This window comes from Micromonospora sp. LZ34, from assembly GCF_052981855.1.
In genome coordinates, this window is sequence record NZ_JBRIQN010000002.1 from 17,328 (window position 1) to 33,191 (window position 15,864).

Annotated in this window: 15 protein-coding genes and 1 pseudogene; 10 read left to right on the forward strand and 6 right to left on the reverse strand. The window is 74.3% G+C overall.

What is annotated here, in order from left to right:
• Positions 1-14 precede the first annotated feature (14 nt).
• From ACVCAH_RS02400 to ung, 3 genes are read left to right on the forward strand one after another with little or no spacing between them, the layout of a single operon-like run.
• A complete protein-coding gene (locus ACVCAH_RS02400) occupies positions 15-1,088 on the forward strand; it encodes an alpha/beta fold hydrolase (RefSeq protein ID WP_447134703.1) in 1,074 nt (357 codons plus the stop codon).
• Positions 1,089-1,101: 13 nt separating this feature from the next.
• On the forward strand, positions 1,102-1,584 hold the full coding sequence (gene tsaE, locus ACVCAH_RS02405; protein ID WP_447134385.1) for a tRNA (adenosine(37)-N6)-threonylcarbamoyltransferase complex ATPase subunit type 1 TsaE: 483 nt from the start codon (positions 1,102-1,104) through the stop codon (positions 1,582-1,584).
• 60 nt (positions 1,585-1,644) lie between these two features.
• Entirely contained in the window at positions 1,645-2,346 is a 702-nt protein-coding gene (ung, locus tag ACVCAH_RS02410) for a uracil-DNA glycosylase (RefSeq protein WP_447134386.1), read from the forward strand.
• Positions 2,347-2,921: 575 nt separating this feature from the next.
• Here the strand turns inward: ung and ACVCAH_RS02415 are convergent.
• Positions 2,922-3,149 (reverse strand): annotated as a pseudogene (locus ACVCAH_RS02415) (helix-turn-helix domain-containing protein); the annotation flags it as partial.
• Between the two features lie 504 nt (positions 3,150-3,653).
• Between ACVCAH_RS02415 and tsaB the strand changes: the two are divergent.
• The 7 genes from tsaB (at position 3,654) to ACVCAH_RS02450 (ending at position 11,304) form a co-directional block, all read left to right on the forward strand.
• Positions 3,654-4,331 carry a tRNA (adenosine(37)-N6)-threonylcarbamoyltransferase complex dimerization subunit type 1 TsaB gene (gene tsaB / locus ACVCAH_RS02420; protein ID WP_447134387.1) on the forward strand — a complete coding sequence of 226 codons (678 nt, stop codon included), beginning with the start codon at positions 3,654-3,656 and terminating at the stop codon, positions 4,329-4,331.
• Positions 4,328-4,807, forward strand: coding sequence for a ribosomal protein S18-alanine N-acetyltransferase (rimI, locus tag ACVCAH_RS02425; RefSeq protein ID WP_447134388.1), 480 nt, complete (start codon positions 4,328-4,330; stop codon positions 4,805-4,807). Before tsaB ends, rimI begins: the two co-directional genes overlap by 4 nt.
• On the forward strand, positions 4,800-5,846 hold the full coding sequence (gene tsaD / locus ACVCAH_RS02430) for a tRNA (adenosine(37)-N6)-threonylcarbamoyltransferase complex transferase subunit TsaD (protein ID WP_447134389.1): 1,047 nt from the start codon (positions 4,800-4,802) through the stop codon (positions 5,844-5,846). The genes rimI and tsaD overlap by 8 nt, the downstream gene beginning before the upstream one ends.
• An 11-nt stretch (positions 5,847-5,857) precedes the next feature.
• Complete coding sequence (locus ACVCAH_RS02435) at positions 5,858-6,112, forward strand: hypothetical protein (RefSeq protein ID WP_447134704.1); 255 nt, start codon at positions 5,858-5,860, stop codon at positions 6,110-6,112.
• Between the two features lie 58 nt (positions 6,113-6,170).
• Complete coding sequence (locus ACVCAH_RS02440; protein ID WP_447134390.1) at positions 6,171-7,871, forward strand: ABC transporter transmembrane domain-containing protein; 1,701 nt, start codon at positions 6,171-6,173, stop codon at positions 7,869-7,871.
• Positions 7,871-9,640 (forward strand): ABC transporter ATP-binding protein, encoded by a 1,770-nt coding sequence (locus ACVCAH_RS02445; RefSeq protein WP_447134391.1) that lies wholly within the window; start codon positions 7,871-7,873, stop codon positions 9,638-9,640. Before ACVCAH_RS02440 ends, ACVCAH_RS02445 begins: the two co-directional genes overlap by 1 nt.
• An 86-nt stretch (positions 9,641-9,726) precedes the next feature.
• Positions 9,727-11,304 (forward strand): Na+/H+ antiporter, encoded by a 1,578-nt coding sequence (locus tag ACVCAH_RS02450; protein ID WP_447134392.1) that lies wholly within the window; start codon positions 9,727-9,729, stop codon positions 11,302-11,304.
• Between the two features lie 14 nt (positions 11,305-11,318).
• Here the strand turns inward: ACVCAH_RS02450 and ACVCAH_RS02455 are convergent, their stop codons facing one another.
• The 5 genes from ACVCAH_RS02455 to ACVCAH_RS02475 form a co-directional block, all read right to left on the reverse strand.
• Positions 11,319-12,056, reverse strand: a complete 738-nt coding sequence (locus ACVCAH_RS02455; protein ID WP_447134393.1) for a DUF4142 domain-containing protein — start codon at positions 12,054-12,056, stop codon at positions 11,319-11,321.
• Positions 12,057-12,202: 146 nt separating this feature from the next.
• The gene (locus ACVCAH_RS02460) at positions 12,203-12,499 is read right to left on the reverse strand and encodes a DUF1707 SHOCT-like domain-containing protein (protein WP_447134394.1); all 297 of its coding nucleotides are present in this window, start codon (positions 12,497-12,499) and stop codon (positions 12,203-12,205) included.
• 78 nt (positions 12,500-12,577) lie between these two features.
• Entirely contained in the window at positions 12,578-13,759 is a 1,182-nt protein-coding gene (locus tag ACVCAH_RS02465; RefSeq protein ID WP_447134705.1) for an ROK family protein, read from the reverse strand.
• A gap of 28 nt (positions 13,760-13,787) precedes the next feature.
• The gene (locus ACVCAH_RS02470) at positions 13,788-15,047 is read right to left on the reverse strand and encodes a sugar ABC transporter permease (RefSeq protein ID WP_447134395.1); all 1,260 of its coding nucleotides are present in this window, start codon (positions 15,045-15,047) and stop codon (positions 13,788-13,790) included.
• A complete protein-coding gene (locus ACVCAH_RS02475; RefSeq protein WP_447134396.1) occupies positions 15,044-15,862 on the reverse strand; it encodes an ATP-binding cassette domain-containing protein in 819 nt (272 codons plus the stop codon). Before ACVCAH_RS02475 ends, ACVCAH_RS02470 begins: the two co-directional genes overlap by 4 nt.
• Positions 15,863-15,864 lie beyond the last annotated feature (2 nt).

Consider the following 15,864-nt stretch of genomic DNA (forward strand, 5'->3'; position numbering starts at 1 on the left):
GTCAGAAATACCGGATCCCGCGGCCGCGGACCGCGACCGGCAAGGTCGCCGGTCTGGTCGGGGCCGCGGTCGGGGTGGCCGCCGCCGGGCTCGCCGCCGGCGTCGCCACCGAGCGCGCCCTGGTCCGCCGGCTCAAGGCCGACCCCACCGACCGGTACGCCCACGAGGTCTTCGGGGAGCAGCGGTACGACGAGTCGTTCCGGCTGGAGATGCCGGACGGCACCGACATCCACGTCGAGGTGGTGGAGCCGACCCGGCCGGTGGCCGGCAATCCGACCGTGGTGCTGGTGCACGGCTTCTGCCTGGACATGGGCACCTTCCACTTCCAGCGCAAGCTGCTCGCCGAGCGGGGCGAGCACCGGGTGGTCGCGTACGACCAGCCCGGGCACGGCCGCTCGGGCCGGCTGGAGACCGGCGAGTACGACCTCGCCGCGCTCGGCCGCACGCTGCGCGCGGTGATCGACCGGACCGCCCCGGAGGGGCCGCTGGTGCTGGTCGGCCACTCGATGGGCGGGATGACCATCATGGCCTTCGCCGAGCTGTTCCCGGAGATGTTCGGCGACCGGGTGGTCGGCACCGTGCTGATGGCCACCTCGGGCGGCCTGATCGCCGAGACGAAGCTGGTGGCGCCGGCGCTGCTCGGCCGGGTCGGCGCGCCGGTGCTCTACATGGTCGGCAACGTCACCCGCTACGGCGGCACCGTGATCGACCGGGCCCGCAAGTCCACCACGAACGTCGCCTGGCTGCTGACCCGCAAGTACGGCTTCGGCGCCCGGAACCCGAGCCCCGCCCTGGTGTCGTACGTGGAGACGATGAACTCGCGTACCTCGGCGGACACGGTGACCCGTTACCTGCGCACGCTGGCCACCCACTCCCGGTTTCCGGCGCTGGCGGCGCTGGCCGACACGCCGGTGCTGGTGGTGGTCGGCGACAAGGACATGATCACCCCGGTGACCCACTCGGAGGAGATCGTGCGGCGGTTGCCGCACGCCGAGTTCGTCAAGATCAACGACAGCGGGCACGTGGTGATGCTGGAGCACGCCGACGAGGTCAACGCCGCGCTGGTGCGTTTCCTCGAATCGTTGTGAGCATGGAGGAGCTGTGAGCCACGTGGTCAAGCTGTCCACGGTCGCCGACACGCACGAGTTCGGCCGCCGGCTGGCCGGTGTGCTGCGCGCCGGTGACCTGGTGCTGCTCACCGGTCCGCTGGGCGCCGGCAAGACCGCGCTGACCCAGGGCATCGGCGCCGGGCTGCGGGTGCAGGGCGACATCACCTCGCCGACCTTCGTGATCGCCCGGGTGCACCGGCCCGACCGGGCCCGGGGCGGCCGGGTGGCGCTGGTGCACGCCGACGCGTACCGGCTGGGGGACGCGGCCGACCCGCGGGCCGAGATCGACGACCTCGACCTGGACGCCTCGGTGGAGGAGTCGGTGACCGTGGTCGAGTGGGGCGAGGGGATGGTCGAACAGCTGGTCGACGCCCACCTGCGGGTGCGTATCGACCGGCGGGACGACGACACCCGGGTGGTCGAGCTGGAGCCGGTCGGCGGCGACTGGGCGCAGCGACTCGCCGCCCTGGACTGAGCGCTGTCGTACCCGCTGCCTAGAGTTCGGCCGACCGACCCGACCGGCGAAAGGTTGCCGATGCCCGACGACGCCCCCACGCTCGACCTGCTGGCGCTGCTGCCGGCGGACTGGCGTGCCGTGCTCACCCCGCACCTCGACCCGGCCCGCACCGCCGCGCTGGCCGATTTCGTCGCCCGGGAGTACGCCACCGCGACGGTCTTCCCGCCGGTCGAGGGCCTCTTCTCGGCCTACCGGCTCTGCGCGCCCGGTGACTGCCGGGTGCTGATCCTCGGGCAGGACCCCTACCACCGGGTCGGGCAGGCGCACGGGCTGAGCTTCAGCGTCCGCGAGGGGGTGACGGTGCCGCCGTCGCTGCGCAACGTCTTCAAGGAGCTGGGGGAGGACCTAGGCGTGCCCAAGCCGCGCAGCGGCAACCTCGACGGCTGGGCCGCGCAGGGCGTGCTGCTTCTCAACTCGGTGCTGACCGTCCGGCAGGGTGCGCCGGGTTCGCACGCGAACTCCGGCTGGGAGGAGTTCACCGACGCCACCATCCGCGCCCTGGACGCGCTGGACACCCGGGTGGTCTTCCTGCTCTGGGGCGGCTACGCCCGCAAGAAGGCGGCCCTGGTCACCAACCCGCGGCACGTCGTGCTGGAGGCCGGCCACCCCAGCCCGATGAACCCGCGCGGCTTCCTCGGCAGCCGCCCGTTCAGCGCGGCCAACAAGGCGCTGGCCGACGCCGGCCTGCCCACCATCGACTGGGAACGCTCGGCCGGCTGACCCCCGGAGCCACCCGTCCCGCCACCCCCGGCGGACCTGCCGTCAACCGGCCGGTCCGCCGGGACGGCGCGCGCCCGGCTCCGGTAGCGGCGCAGCAGCCCGGCGGCGTGCGGGTCGGTCAGCTCCAGCTCGACCAGCGGCACCACCCGGTAGCCACGGTCGCCGTGCCGCACCTCGACCGGCTCCGGCAGCTCGTCGCACATCACGGCCCGCAGCTCGCCGTACCGGGTCTGCCACCGGTGCTCGCCGGGCTCCTCGGGCTCCGGCCGCACCCCGCCGAACTCGCCCCACCGGGCGTTCCACCGCTGCCCGTAGGCGGCCTCCAACCAGGCGGCGAACCGGGCCGAGTCGCGCCAGCGGACCGCGATCTCCGGCGCGTCGACCGGCACCGGCGCCCCCTGGAGCAGCGCGGCGGTGCTTCCCGTGAGCACGTACGGCAGGTCGCCGAGCCGCTCCAGGATCCGGTCCAGCCCCAGGTCGTCGATCCGGTCGGCCAGCGGCCGGGCGGCCAGTTCGGCCATCCGGGCGTCCAACTGCGCGTCGAGCGGCTCCACCGTGACCGCCAACTGGAGGTCCATCGCGGCGAGCAGCCGCTCCAGCACCGGCACGCTCGGCGAGCGGTCGCCGCGCTCGATGCGGGCGACCGCGGCCTGGCTGACCCCGGCCAACTCAGCCAGCTGCCGCTGGCTGAGCTCACGCGACTCGCGTTGTCGCCGGACCGTGCTGCCGAGGAGAGTGACGAGGCGGGAGGACATCCCGGCATGATCGACCATTCGAAAACGAGGGCGATACCTCAGAGTCATTTTGATGACTCTGAGGTATCGCCCTCGCGGGGCAGCATGCCGGTCTCTGGCGACACGAGGCCATGCGGCTGTGCAGCCCCCTGCGTCGCGTGCGGCCACGTGCGGCCGGTCCGGCTGCGACCTCCTACGTGCTGTGCGGCCTCCTACGTGCTGTGCGGCCTCCTACGTGCTGTGCGGCCTCCGGCGTCGCGGGCGGCCACGCCGCTGGTCCGGCCATGCCGGGCCCGCGTCGGGCGGAGGCGGAGCCGCGCCGGCAACGCCGCTGGTCCGGCCATGCCGGGCCCGCGTCGGATGGAGGCGAAGCTGTGCCGGCAACGCCGCCGGTCCGCCCACGCCGGGCCCGCATCGAGCGGCGGCGGAGCCGTGCCGGCCACGCCACCCGGAGGTCGTGGCGCTCCGGCAGAGGTGGCCCGGCGACGCGGGGGCCGAGCGCGTGCGACAGCCGAGGCCACTGGGGGCGGGGCGTGACCGGGGGTGACGGGTGGGCGGCTAGGCTGGCATACCGTGCTCGTACTCGTGGTGGACAGCTCCACCCCTGCGGTGACCGCGGCCCTGGTGGAGGTCTCGGCCGGTGGCGTCGCGCTCCGCGCACAGCGGTGCACGGTCGACGCCCGCGCGCACGGCGAACTGCTCGCCCCGCAGGTCGACGCGGTCCTCGCCGATGCCGACGCCCGTCCCGGCGACCTGGCGGCGATCGTCGCCGGGCTCGGCCCGGGCCCGTTCACCGGGCTGCGGGTGGGGCTGGTCACCGCCGCCACGATGGGCCAGGTGCTCGGCATCCCTACGTACGGCGTCTGCTCGCTGGACGCTATCGGCCACCCGACGGCCGCCGGCGAGCCGGTGCTGGCCGCCAGCGACGCGCGGCGCAAGGAGATCTACTGGGCGGTCTACGACGGCGCCGGCCAGCGGATCGCCGGGCCGGAGGTCTCCGCGCCGGCGGTCGCCGCCGAGCGGGCCCGCGGCCTGGCGGTCACCCTGGCCGTCGGCGACGGCGCCCACCGGTACGCCGACGCGCTCGGCCTGCCGGTCCGGGCGGAGCCGCGCTACCCGGACCCCGGGTCGCTGGCCGCCCTGGCCGCCGAGCGGATCCGGGCCGGTGCGCCCGGCGAGCGGCTCACCCCGCTCTATCTGCGCCGCCCGGACGCCGTGGCGGCGACCGCGCGCAAGCCGGTCCTGCCGTGAGCCCGGTGCGTCTGGAGCCGTTCCGCTGGTGGCACATCGACGAGGTGCTGCCGATCGAGGCGGACCTGTTCGGGGCCGAGCAGTGGTCCGCGGCGATGTTCTGGAACGAGTTGGCCAACGGGCACTTCTACCGGGTGGCCCGCGACGACGACGGCAGCCTGCTCGGCTACGCCGGGCTCACCGTCGTCCCGCCGGACGAGGCCTGGGTGCAGAACGTCGCCGTCCGCCGGGACGCCCAGCGGCGCGGCATCGGTCGGGCGCTGCTGGAGGCGCTGCTCGCCGAGGCCGCCCGGCTCGGCGCCCGCAGCACCCTGCTGGAGGTCGCGGCGGACAACGCCCCGGCCCAGAAGCTCTACGCCGCGTACGGCTTCGAGCCGATCGGCGTACGGCGCGGCTACTACCAACCGAGCAACACCGACGCGCTGGTCATGCAGCGCGTCGCGGCGGAGACCGGAGACGGGACGAACCGTGGCTGACGAACCACTGATCCTCGGCATCGAGACCTCCTGCGACGAGACCGGCGTCGGCATCGTGCGCGGACACACGCTGCTCGCCGACGCGCTCGCCTCCAGCGTCGAGCAGCACGCCCGGTTCGGCGGCGTGGTGCCCGAGGTGGCCAGCCGCGCCCACCTGGAGGCCATCGTGCCGACCATGGACCGGGCGCTGGCCGAGGCGGGGGTCACCCTCGCCGACATCGACGCCATCGCGGTGACCTCCGGCCCGGGCCTGGCCGGCGCCCTGCTGGTCGGTGTGGCCGCGGCCAAGGGGTACGCGCTCGCCGCCGAGAAGCCGGTCTACGGCGTCAACCACCTCGCCGCGCACGTGGCGGTGGACACCCTGGAGCACGGCCCGCTGCCCGAGCCGGCGATCGCCCTGCTGGTCTCCGGCGGCCACTCGTCCCTGCTCCGGGTCGACGACCTGGCCCGCGGCGTCACCCCGCTCGGCGCCACCATCGACGACGCCGCCGGTGAGGCGTTCGACAAGGTCGCCCGGCTGCTCGGGCTGCCGTTCCCCGGCGGCCCGCCGATCGACCGGGAGGCGCGCGCCGGCGACCCGGCGGCGATCGCCTTCCCGCGTGGCCTCACCGCCGCCAAGGACCTCGCCGCCCACCGCTACGACTTCTCCTTCTCCGGCCTGAAGACCGCGGTGGCCCGCTGGGTGGAGGCGCGGCAGCGGGCCGGCGAGCCGGTGCCGGTGGCCGACGTCGCCGCGTCCTTCCAGGAGGCGGTCTGCGACGTGCTCACCGGCAAGGCGATCGACGCCTGCCGGGCGAACGGCATCGACACCCTGGTGATCGGCGGCGGCGTGGCGGCCAACTCGCGGCTGCGGGCGATGGCCGAGCACCGCGCCGCCAAGCACGGCATTAGGGTCCGCGCGCCCCGGCCGAAGCTCTGCACCGACAACGGGGCGATGGTCGCCGCGCTCGGCTCGCACCTGGTCGCGGCCGGAGTCGCGCCGAGCCGGCTCGACCTGCCCGCCGACTCGGCCATGCCGCTGACCACGGTCAGCGTGTGACGGGGGTCGACGTGATCGTCCGGATGTGGGAGGCGCGCGCGGAGCCGTACGGGCTCGCCGACCTGATCACCTGGGTCTGTGACACCGCGCTGCCGGAGTTCGAGCACGACCCGCTGCACCTGTCCAGCGAGGTGTTCTCCTCCACCGACCACCGGGTGGTGGTCATCTCCAAGTGGCGCAGCAACCCGCGGGCGCTGCCGGATCCGCCCCCGACGCTGCTCGCCCGGCCGCCGCACGCGTGGGACTTCACGCAGGTCGACCGCTGACCGTCGGTCGGTAATTGGTTCGCCTGACGGACGGCCGGACGTCTAGCGTCGAGGGGCTATGCGCTCCTTACCGGCCGGCGATCCCGGCGTACCCGATTCGCGGTCGGCGACCCGCTACCTGCTGTGGCTGGCGCTGCGGCACAAGGCCGTGTTCAGCGCCGGCATCGCCCTCGGCGTGCTCTGGATGGTGGCCCAGGCGCTGATGCCCGCCGCCGTCGGCCGGGCCGTGGACGGGCTCACCCGCCGCGACGAGGGCGCCCTGGTCACCTGGGGGCTGGTGCTGCTCGGCCTGGGCGTGCTCCAGGCGGTCGCCGGGATCCTGCGGCACCGGTGCGCGGTCCACAACTGGCTCGCCGCCGCGTACCGGACGGTGCAGGTCACCGTGGAGACGGCCAACCGGCTTGGCGCCGCCCTGCCCCGGCGGGTGGCCGCCGGCGAGGTGGTGAGCATCGGCACCGCCGACATCAGCCACATCGGCCATGCGGTCGACATCACCGCCCGGGGCACCGGCGCCGTGGTCGCCATCGTCACCGTCGCGGTGATCCTGCTGGGCGCCTCGGTGCCGCTCGGATTGGTCGTGGTGCTCGGCGTACCGCTGCTGATGGCGGTGGTCGGGCTGCTCATCCGGCCGCTGCACCGGCAGCAGCAGGCGTACCGGGACTCCGAGGGGGCGCTGACCACCCGGGCCGGTGACATCGTCTCCGGGCTGCGGGTGCTGCGCGGCGTCGGCGGCGAACCGGTGCTGTCGGCCCGCTACCGGGCGCAGTCGCAGGCGCTGCGCGCCGACGGCGTACGGGTGGCCCGGGTCGAGTCGCTGCTGGAGGCGGCGCAGGTGCTGCTTCCCGGCGCCTTCCTGGTGCTGGTCACCTGGCTCGGCGCCCGGTTCGCGCTGCGCGGCGAGATCAGCGCCGGGCAACTGGTCGCCTTCTACGGCTACACCGCGTTCCTGGTCAGCCCGCTGCGGCAGCTCACCGAGACGGTGGACAAGCTGACCCGGGGGCACGTGGCCGCCCGGCGGGTGGTGCGGCTGCTCCGGCTCACCCCGGAACTGGTCGAGCCGGCGCGTCCGGCCCGGCTGCCGGACGGCCCCGGTGAGCTGGTGGACGTCGAGTCCGGGGTGACCCTGCTCCCCGGCCGGTTCACCGCGCTCGCCGCGACCGCGCCCGAGGAGGCGGCGGCGATCGTGGACCGGCTCGGCCGGTACGCCGACGGGGAGGCCACCCTGCACGGCGTACCACTGCGGGACCTGCCGCTGGCCACGGTGCGCGAGCGGATCATGGTGGCCGACAACGACGCGCACCTGTTCACCGGCGCGCTCCGGGCGGAGCTGGACCCGCACGACACGGCCGACGACGAGACGATCGCGGCGGCGCTGGCCGCGGCGAGCGCGACGGACATCGTCGAGGCGCTGCCCGACGGGCTGGACAGCGCGGTCGCCGAGCGGGGCCGGGAGTTCTCCGGCGGCCAGCAGCAGCGGCTGCGATTGGCCCGGGCGCTGGTCGCCGACCCGGAGACCCTGCTGCTGGTGGAGCCGACCAGCGCGGTCGACGCGCACACCGAGGCGCGGATCGCCGACCGGCTGGCCATCGCCCGCGCCGGCCGCACCACCCTGGTCTGCACCACCAGCCCGCTGGTGCTCGGCCGGGCCGATCACGTGATCTTCCTGGAGGACGGGAAGGCGGTGGCCGAGGGGACGCACGCCGACCTGCTCGACAGCGAACCGCGCTACCGCGCCACGGTGAGCCGGGAGGAGGACTGATGGGCACCGCACTGCCGGTCGCCGACGCCGGGCAGGTCCGCCGGTACGCGCGCAGCCTGGTCCGCCGGCACCCGCGCGCGCTCGCCGCGGCGCTGGCCCTGCACGCGTTGGCCGCCGCGGCCGGCCTGGTCGCGCCGCGGCTGCTCGGCGACCTGGTGGAGGGGATCTCCCGGGGGACCACCGGCACCACGGTGGACCGGATCGCGCTGCTCATCGCCGGGTTCGTGGTGGCGCAGTCGGTGCTGATGCGCTTCGCCCACCTGGCCTCGGCCCGGCTCGGCGAGCGGGTGCTGGCCGAGCTGCGCGAGGAGTTCGTCGACCGGCTGCTGGCCCTGCCGCTGGCCACCGTCGAGCGGGCGGGCACCGGCGACCTGCTCACCCGTACCTCCCGGGACGTGTCGGCGCTGTCCCGCACGGTCCGGTTCGCGGTGCCGGAGACGCTCATCGCGGTCGTCACCGCCGGCTTCATCATCGGCGCGCTGCTGCTGGTCGGCCCGCTGCTCGCGCTGCCCTGCCTGATCGCCGTGCCGGTGCTCTGGGCCGGCACCCGCTGGTACCTGCGCCGGGCGCCCGACGGCTACCTGCGGGAGAACGCCGCCTACTCGGACATCACCGACGGGATCAGCGAGACCGTCGAGGGGTCGCGGACCACCGAGGCGCTGCGGCAGCAGGCGCGCCGCCGGGCCCGCATCGACGCCGACATCCGCCGGTCGTACGCGGCCGAGCGGTACACCCTCTGGCTGCGGACGATCTTCTTCCCGGTCGCCGAGATCGGGTACGTGGTGCCGGTGGCCGCCACCCTGCTCATCGGCGGCTGGTTCTACCTGGAGGGCTGGGTCAGCCTCGGTCAGGTCACCGCCGCCACCCTCTACGTGCAGCAGCTCGTGGACCCGGTCGACCGGCTGCTCTCCTGGCTGGACGAGTTCCAGGTCGGCGGGGCGTCGATGGCCCGGCTGCTCGGCGTGGCCGGCGACCCGGCCGGCACCGCCCCGGCCGCCCCCGCCACCCAGGCCGGCGGTGCGGAGCCGGCCGCGGACCGGCGGCTCGCCGCCCACGACGTCCGGTACGCCTACCGCCCCGGCCGGGACGTGCTGCACGGGGTGACCCTGGTGCCGGAGCCGGGCGAGAAGCTGGCCATGGTCGGCCCGTCGGGCGCCGGCAAGTCCACCCTGGGCCGGCTGCTCGCCGGGGTGCACGCGCCCCGCTCCGGCTCGGTCACCGTGGGCGGCCGGCGGCTGGACGAGCTGCCGCTGGACGAGCTGCGCTCGCACGTCGCGCTGGTCACCCAGGAGCACCACGTCTTCATCGGCACGCTCCGGGAGAACGTGGCGATGGTCCGGCCGGGCGCCGACGAGGCGGCCGTGGAGTCGGCGCTGGCCGCCGTCGACGCGCTGGACTGGGCGCGGGCGCTGCCGGACGGGCTGGACACCGTGGTCGGCTCGGGCGGGCACCCGCTGTCGCCGGCGCAGGCGCAGCAACTGGCGTTGGCCCGGCTGGTGCTGGCAGACCCGCACACCCTGGTGCTCGACGAGGCCACCTCGCTGATCGACCCGCGGGCCGCCCGGCACCTGGAGCGTTCGCTGGCCGCGGTGCTGGCCGGCCGGACGGTGATCGCCATCGCGCACCGGCTCTTCTCGGCGCACGACGCGGACCGGGTGGCGGTGGTCGAGGACGGCCGGATCACCGAACTCGGCCCGCACGACGAGCTGGTCGCGGCCGGCGGCCCGTACGCCGCCCTCTGGCGCTCCTGGCACGGCGACCGCCCCTGATCGGGCCCTGACCCGGCCCCGGCAATTCGGACGAACGGCGGTGCGCCGCCGGTCCGGCGTACCACCATGTGTGGCGGGGGTGGGGCGTGGAGGCGCTGGTACTGATCGTGGTGCTGGGCACCACCGTGCTGGTCGGCACCACCCTCGGCGGCCGGTACAGCGTGGCGCCCCCGGTCCTGCTGATCACGATGGGCGCCCTGCTCGCGCTCGTGCCACCGCTGTCCCATGTGACGCTCGACCCCGAGGTGGTGCTGCTGCTCTTCCTGCCGGCGATCCTCTACCGGGAGAGCATCACCACCAGCCTCCGCGAGATCCGGGCCAATTTGCTGGTGATCGCGGCGCTCGCGGTGGGGCTGGTGATCGTGACCATGGTGGCGGTGACGATCTTCGTGGAGCGGTTCGGCGTCAACCCGGCCGCGGCCTGGGTGCTCGGCGCGGTGCTCGCGCCGACCGACGCGGCGGCCGTCTCCGGACTGGCCAAGCGGATGCCGCGCCGGATCCTGACCACCCTGCACGCGGAGAGCCTGATCAACGACGGCACCGCGCTGGTGCTCTTCGCGGTCGCGGTGGGCCTGATCACCGGTGGTACCGAGCCCAGCCTGTTCGCCCTGACCGAGCGGTTCGTCGTCGCGGCGGTCGGCGGCGTCGCCGCCGGCATCGCGGTCGGTCTGCTGGTCATCCTGCTGCGCAAGCGGCTCGACGACCCGCTGCGCGAGGGCGGGCTGAGCGTGCTCACCCCGTTCACCGCCTTCTTCCTAGCCGAGCTGATCCACGCCAGCGGCGTGCTGGCGGTGGTGGTCGCCGGTCTGATGCTCGCCTACGCGAGCCCTCGCATCATCCGGGCGCGCTCCCGGATCATGGCGTTCGACTTCTGGGACCTGACCACGTTCCTGATCAACGGCAGTCTCTTCATCCTGCTCGGGATGCAGGTCCCGCGGGCCCTGCGCAGCCTCACCAGCACCTCCGCCGCGCAGGCGCTGACCATCGCGGTGGGGGTGACCGGCGTCGTCATCGCGACCCGGCTGCTCTACGTCCACGTGACCACGTTCCTCATCCGGGTGATCGACCGTCGTCATTCCCAGCGGTCCGTGGAGTTGCCGTGGCGGGTGGCGACCGCGGCCGGGTGGTCGGGCTTCCGAGGGGCCGTCTCCCTCGCGGCCGCCCTCGCGGTTCCGGTGGCCACCGCCGCCGGCACGCCCGTGCACGAGCGCGACCTGATCATCTTCACCACGGTGGTGGTCATCGTGCTGATCATGCTGATCCAGGGCACCACGCTGCCGGCCGTGGTCCGCTGGGCGGGCCTGGTCGGCGACGTCCAACGCGCGGACGAGGTGCGGCTGGCCCGGCGGCGGGCCACCGAGGTCGGGCTGGCGGCGCTGCCCGAGGTGGCGTCCCGGCTCGGCATCGAGCGGGAGGTCGTCGACCGGCTCCGCGGTGAGTACGAGCAGCACCTGGACGCGGTCATCGCCGAGGAGCGGGGCGAGGCGCCGGAGCAGGCCAAGGAGCTCGACCGGCAGCTGCGCCTCGCCGTCCTCGAGCACAAGCGCCGCGAGGTCACCCGGCTGCGCGACACGAACCAGATCGACGACATCGTGCTGCGCGAGGTGCAGGCCGTGCTGGACATCGAGGAGATCCGCCTGCTCGGACCGGCCCAGAACGAGTAGCGGCGCGCCGGGGGTCAGGTGCGGCGGAGCATCCGGTAGGTGGCGATCCCGCCGGTGCCCAGCGCGGCGAGGAAGACCAGCCAGACCACGGTGCTGCTGACGCCCATCTGCGGGCCGGTGTTCGCCGAGGCCGCGGCGAGCAGCCCGTCGTTGCCGGGGGCGGGCAGCGCGGCCGGCGGGAGTTCCGGCCAGCGGACCAGCCCGGTGCTCTCGAGCATCTGCATGTGGTGCAGGACGAACTTGTTGGCGTCCTCGGCGAGCTTGCGCACGATGGGGTCGCGGGTGCTGGCCCGGACCGCCCCGATCACCGGGAAGATCTTGCCGTGCGCCACCCGCAGTCGGGTGACGAAGATCTGGTCGAAGCGGGCGCCGGTGGCGTTCTGCATCTCCTTCAACCAGCCCTTCTGTTCGTCCGTCGGGTCGGTCGGGATGGTCGCGCCCAGCTTGTTGGCCGCCTCGACGGTCAGCCGGTCCAACTCCTCGTGCTCGGTGGCGATGCCCGCCCCGATCTCCCGGACCTTGGCCGACTGGCCCTTCTCGGCGGCCATCTGCCCGGCCGGCATCTCCCAGAGCCCTGCCAGCCGGACCCCGTTGAGCAGGGCGGCGTCGGCGGCGTTGAGCTGCTGCCCGGCGGGCGCGGCGACGGCCAGGCCGGGTAGCACGCCGAGCCCGGCGGCGATCGTGACGAGCAGCACCGCCACGCGACGGGTCCGGTGCCCCTGCCGGCGACGGGCGGATCTGAGCGCTGCCATGTCTGTGCTGCCTCCTCGGTGCGGGCCGAACGCGTCTGCCGGGCGCCCGCATGCCGTCGGCCGCCCGTCCGCCCACTGGTACGGGCTGACCGCCCGATCAGTTCATCCGGTCCGCCGGCCCGCGGGGCCCGCCAGCTCGCGGCCCGTCAGCGGGCGATGGCGAGCACCAGGCCGAGCAGCAGCAGGGTGAGCGCGGCGGCGGCGAAGAGCACCAGCAGTTCCCGCCGGCCGTGGTCGCCGGACCGCTCGGTGGCCGCCGGGCCGGCCGGAGCGGGCAGGTCCCGGGTCACCACGGCGAGGTCGCCGAGCGTACGGGCGGCCCAGACGGCGCCGGCCCGCTCGGCGAACTCGTCGAGGGTGAGCCGACCGGCCGCGGTGTGCCGTTGCAGCTCGGCGACCACTCGGTGCCGGTCGTCGTCGGAGGCGCGCAGCTGAACGTCCACGGGGGACAGGCTACGCAGGAACGCCGCACCGGCGGGTCCGCCGGACAGCCGAGTGGGCGCCGCCGGCGGTGCCACCGGTCAGCCGGCGTCGAGCGGGTCGGCGAGCAGCCGCTCGAAGGCCAGTTCGGCGGCGCCGACCAGCGCGGCGTCCTCGCCCAGCTTCGGGGTGCGCAGCCGGACGTGTTCCAGGCAGGCGGCGAGGGCGTTGGAGTTGAGCCGGCTGCGGACCTGGGCCGCCGCGGCGAGGTAGAGGTCGCGCATGGTGCCGCCGAAGATGACCATCTCCGGGTTGAAGATGTTGACCAGGTTCGCCACCCCGAAGCCGAGCCAGTCGCCGGCCTGGCGGACCGCCGTCTGGGCCCGCGCGTCGCCCCGGTCGGCGGCGTCGAAGACGGCCAGCAGCGCCTCCCGGCCGCGGGCGTCGGAACGGCCGGCGCGGCGCAGCAGCCCGTGCTCACCGATCTCGGTCTCCCAGCAGCCGCGGGAGCCGCACTCGCAGCGCTCGCCGTCGCGGACCACCTTCATGTGGCCGACCTCGCCGCCGTACCCGCCGTGTCCGGTCAGCCGCCGGCCGCCGGCGATGATGCCGGCGCCCACGCCGACGTCGCCGTAGAGGTAGATGACGTTGTCGCAGCCGGCCGCCGCGCCCCGGGCGTGCTCGGCGAACGCCGCCACGTCGGCGACGTTCCCCACGGTGACCGCCACCTCGCAGCCGAGTTCCGCGCGGAGCGCCGCGCCGATCGGCTCGTCCACCCAGCCGGTGGTCGGCCCCAGCCGGACCAGGCCGTCGTCGCGGCGCACCATGCCGCAGACCGCGACCCCCGCGCCGACGCAGAGCGACCCGCCCGGCACCCCGTGCTGCATCTCCTTGACCGCCCCGGCGAGCAGCGGCGCGGCCTCCGCGGCGGTCAGGCCGCGGGGCCGGTCCAGCTCCCGGCGGTCGAGCACCGCGCCGCCCAGGCCGACCCGCGCGGCCCGCAGCCGGTCCACCTCGATGCTGTACGCGAACGCGTAGACCCGCCCCGACTCGGGCCGGACGACCAGCGACGGTCGTCCGGCCCGGCCGGTCTCCTTCGGCGTCCCCTCGCTGACTAGCCCGGCGCCGGCCAGGTCGGCGGTCAGCGCGCCGATGGTGCTGCGGTTCAACCCCAGCGCGGTGGTCAGTTCCGCGCGGGTGGTCGCCCCGTGGACGTGCACGTAGCGCAGCAGCGCGCCGAGGTTCTGCCGGCGGATCTCGTCCTGGCTCGGCCCTGCGCGCATCACGGTCGCCACGTCGCTACCGCGGGGGTCAGCGCGTGCCGGTCGCCGCGGAACGGCGGCGGGAGAAGGCGTCCACGCTCGCGGCGAGCAGCAGCACCACGCCGGTGACCACGTACTTCACGCCCGAGCTGTAGCCCATCAGACCCATGCCGTTGTCGATCACCGCGACCACCGCGCCACCGAGCACCGCGTCGAGCACCCGGCCCTTGCCGCCGAAGAGGCTGGTGCCGCCGATCACGGCCGCGCCGACGGCGTAGAGCAGCACGTTACTGCCGCCGGTGTTCGGGTCGACCGAGTTGGCCCGGCTGGCCGCCACGATGCCGCCGATGGCCGCCATCGAGGAGCAGATCATGAAGACCGAGATGCGGATCCGGTCGACGTTGATGCCGGCGCGGCGAGCCGCCTCCTTGTTGCCGCCGACCGCGTAGACGTGCCGGCCGTAGCTGGTGCGCTGGAGGACGAAGGTCCAGAGGACCAGCAGCACGGCGATGATCGGCACCACGATCGGCACGCCCTTGAGCGAGACGACCAGCACGTTGCGGCTGCGCTCCAGGTTGAGCACGTAGACCGCGACGCCGAGGATCACCGTCAGGCCGGCGATCCGGGCGAACACCACGGCGAGCGGGTCGGTGACCAGCCCGCGGGCGGCCCGGTTGCGGTGCCGCAGCAGCTGCACGGCCGCGTAGCCGGCGACCGCCAGGGCGGTCAGCGACCAACCGAGGATGGGGGGCAGGTTGCGGTTGGCGATCGCCACCAGCACGTCGTCCCGCACCGAGATGTTCGTGCCCTCCTTCATGAGCATCAGCACGACGCCCTGGAAGGCGAGGAACCCGGCGAGGGTCACCACGAAGGACGGGATCCCGATCTTGGCGACCAGGAAGCCGAGCGTGGTCCCGATCACCACGCCGGTGACGAGGGCTGCGACCACCGCGACGTACCAGGGGTAGCCGAGCACGGTGACCACGTTGGCGAGCACCGCGGCGCAGACCCCGCTGGCGAAGCCGGCGGAAAGGTCGATCTCGCCGAGCAGCAGGACGAAGACCAGGCCCATGGCGATCAGGGTGACCGCCGCGCCCTGGGTGAACAGGTTGGCGAAGTTGCCTGCGGTGAGGAACGACGGCCGCATGACCGAGAAGACCGTGCAGAGCACGATCAGGCCGAGTACGGCCGGCAGCGCGCCGATGTCGCCGCCGCGTACCCGGCTGACGTAGTTGCGCGCGTGGCTGCCGAGGGTGGGCGTCGGTGTGACGGCGGCCGGCCCTTCCTTCTGCACGACGGTGGTGCTCACTGGACGCCTCCTGTGGTGGTCCCGGCCGGCTCCGCGCCGTGGCCGTTGCTGGCCGCGTCGGCGGGGAGGCCGAGCCCGCCGGAGCGGCCGGCGGTGATCAGCTCCACCACCTGCGAGTGGGTGATGTCGGTGGTCTTCACCTGGGCGACCATCTGGCCGAGGTAGAGCGCGGCGATCCGGTCGGAGACGGCGAAGACGTCGTTCATGTTGTGCGAGATGAGCACGACCGCCAGGCCGTTGTCCGCCAGCCGGCGGACCAGTTCGAGCACCTGCGCGGTCTGCGCCACGCCGAGCGCGGCGGTCGGCTCGTCGAGGATGACCAGCTTGCTGTTCCAGAGCACCGCCTTGGCGATGGCGACCGTCTGGCGCTGGCCACCGGAGAGGCTGGAGACGTGCTGCCGCAACGACTTCACGGTGCGTACGGAGAGGCCGGCCAGCGTCTCCGCGGCCATCTGCTCCATGGTCGGCTCGTCCAGGACGAGACCGCTGCGCTTCTCCCGGCCGAGGAACATGTTCTGCACGATGTCGAGGTTGTCGCAGAGCGCGAGGTCCTGGTAGACGACCTCGATGCCGAGCGCGGCGGCGTCCCGGGGACTGTTGATGGTCACCGGCCGGCCGTCGAAGAGGAACTCGCCGGCGTCGGTCGGGTAGATGCCGCTGATGCACTTGACCAGGGTCGACTTGCCGGCGCCGTTGTCGCCGACCAGCGCGGTCACCTCGCCCGGGTGGGCGGCGAAGGCGACATCACGCAGGACCTGGACGGGACCGAAGCTCTTGTCGATCCCGCGTAGCTCCAGCAGTGGTGTTGCGGACACGG

Excerpts from the sequence above, each read along its gene's own strand:
- ACVCAH_RS02465 (WP_447134705.1), bottom strand. The coding sequence starts at position 13,759 with ATGCGCGCAGGGCCGAGCCAGGACGAGATCCGCCGGCAGAACCTCGGC.
- ACVCAH_RS02455 (WP_447134393.1), bottom strand. The coding sequence starts at position 12,056 with ATGGCAGCGCTCAGATCCGCCCGTCGCCGGCAGGGGCACCGGACCCGT.
- ACVCAH_RS02440 (WP_447134390.1), top strand. The coding sequence starts at position 6,171 with ATGCGCTCCTTACCGGCCGGCGATCCCGGCGTACCCGATTCGCGGTCG.
- ung (WP_447134386.1), top strand. The coding sequence starts at position 1,645 with ATGCCCGACGACGCCCCCACGCTCGACCTGCTGGCGCTGCTGCCGGCG.
- ACVCAH_RS02445 (WP_447134391.1), top strand. The coding sequence starts at position 7,871 with ATGGGCACCGCACTGCCGGTCGCCGACGCCGGGCAGGTCCGCCGGTAC.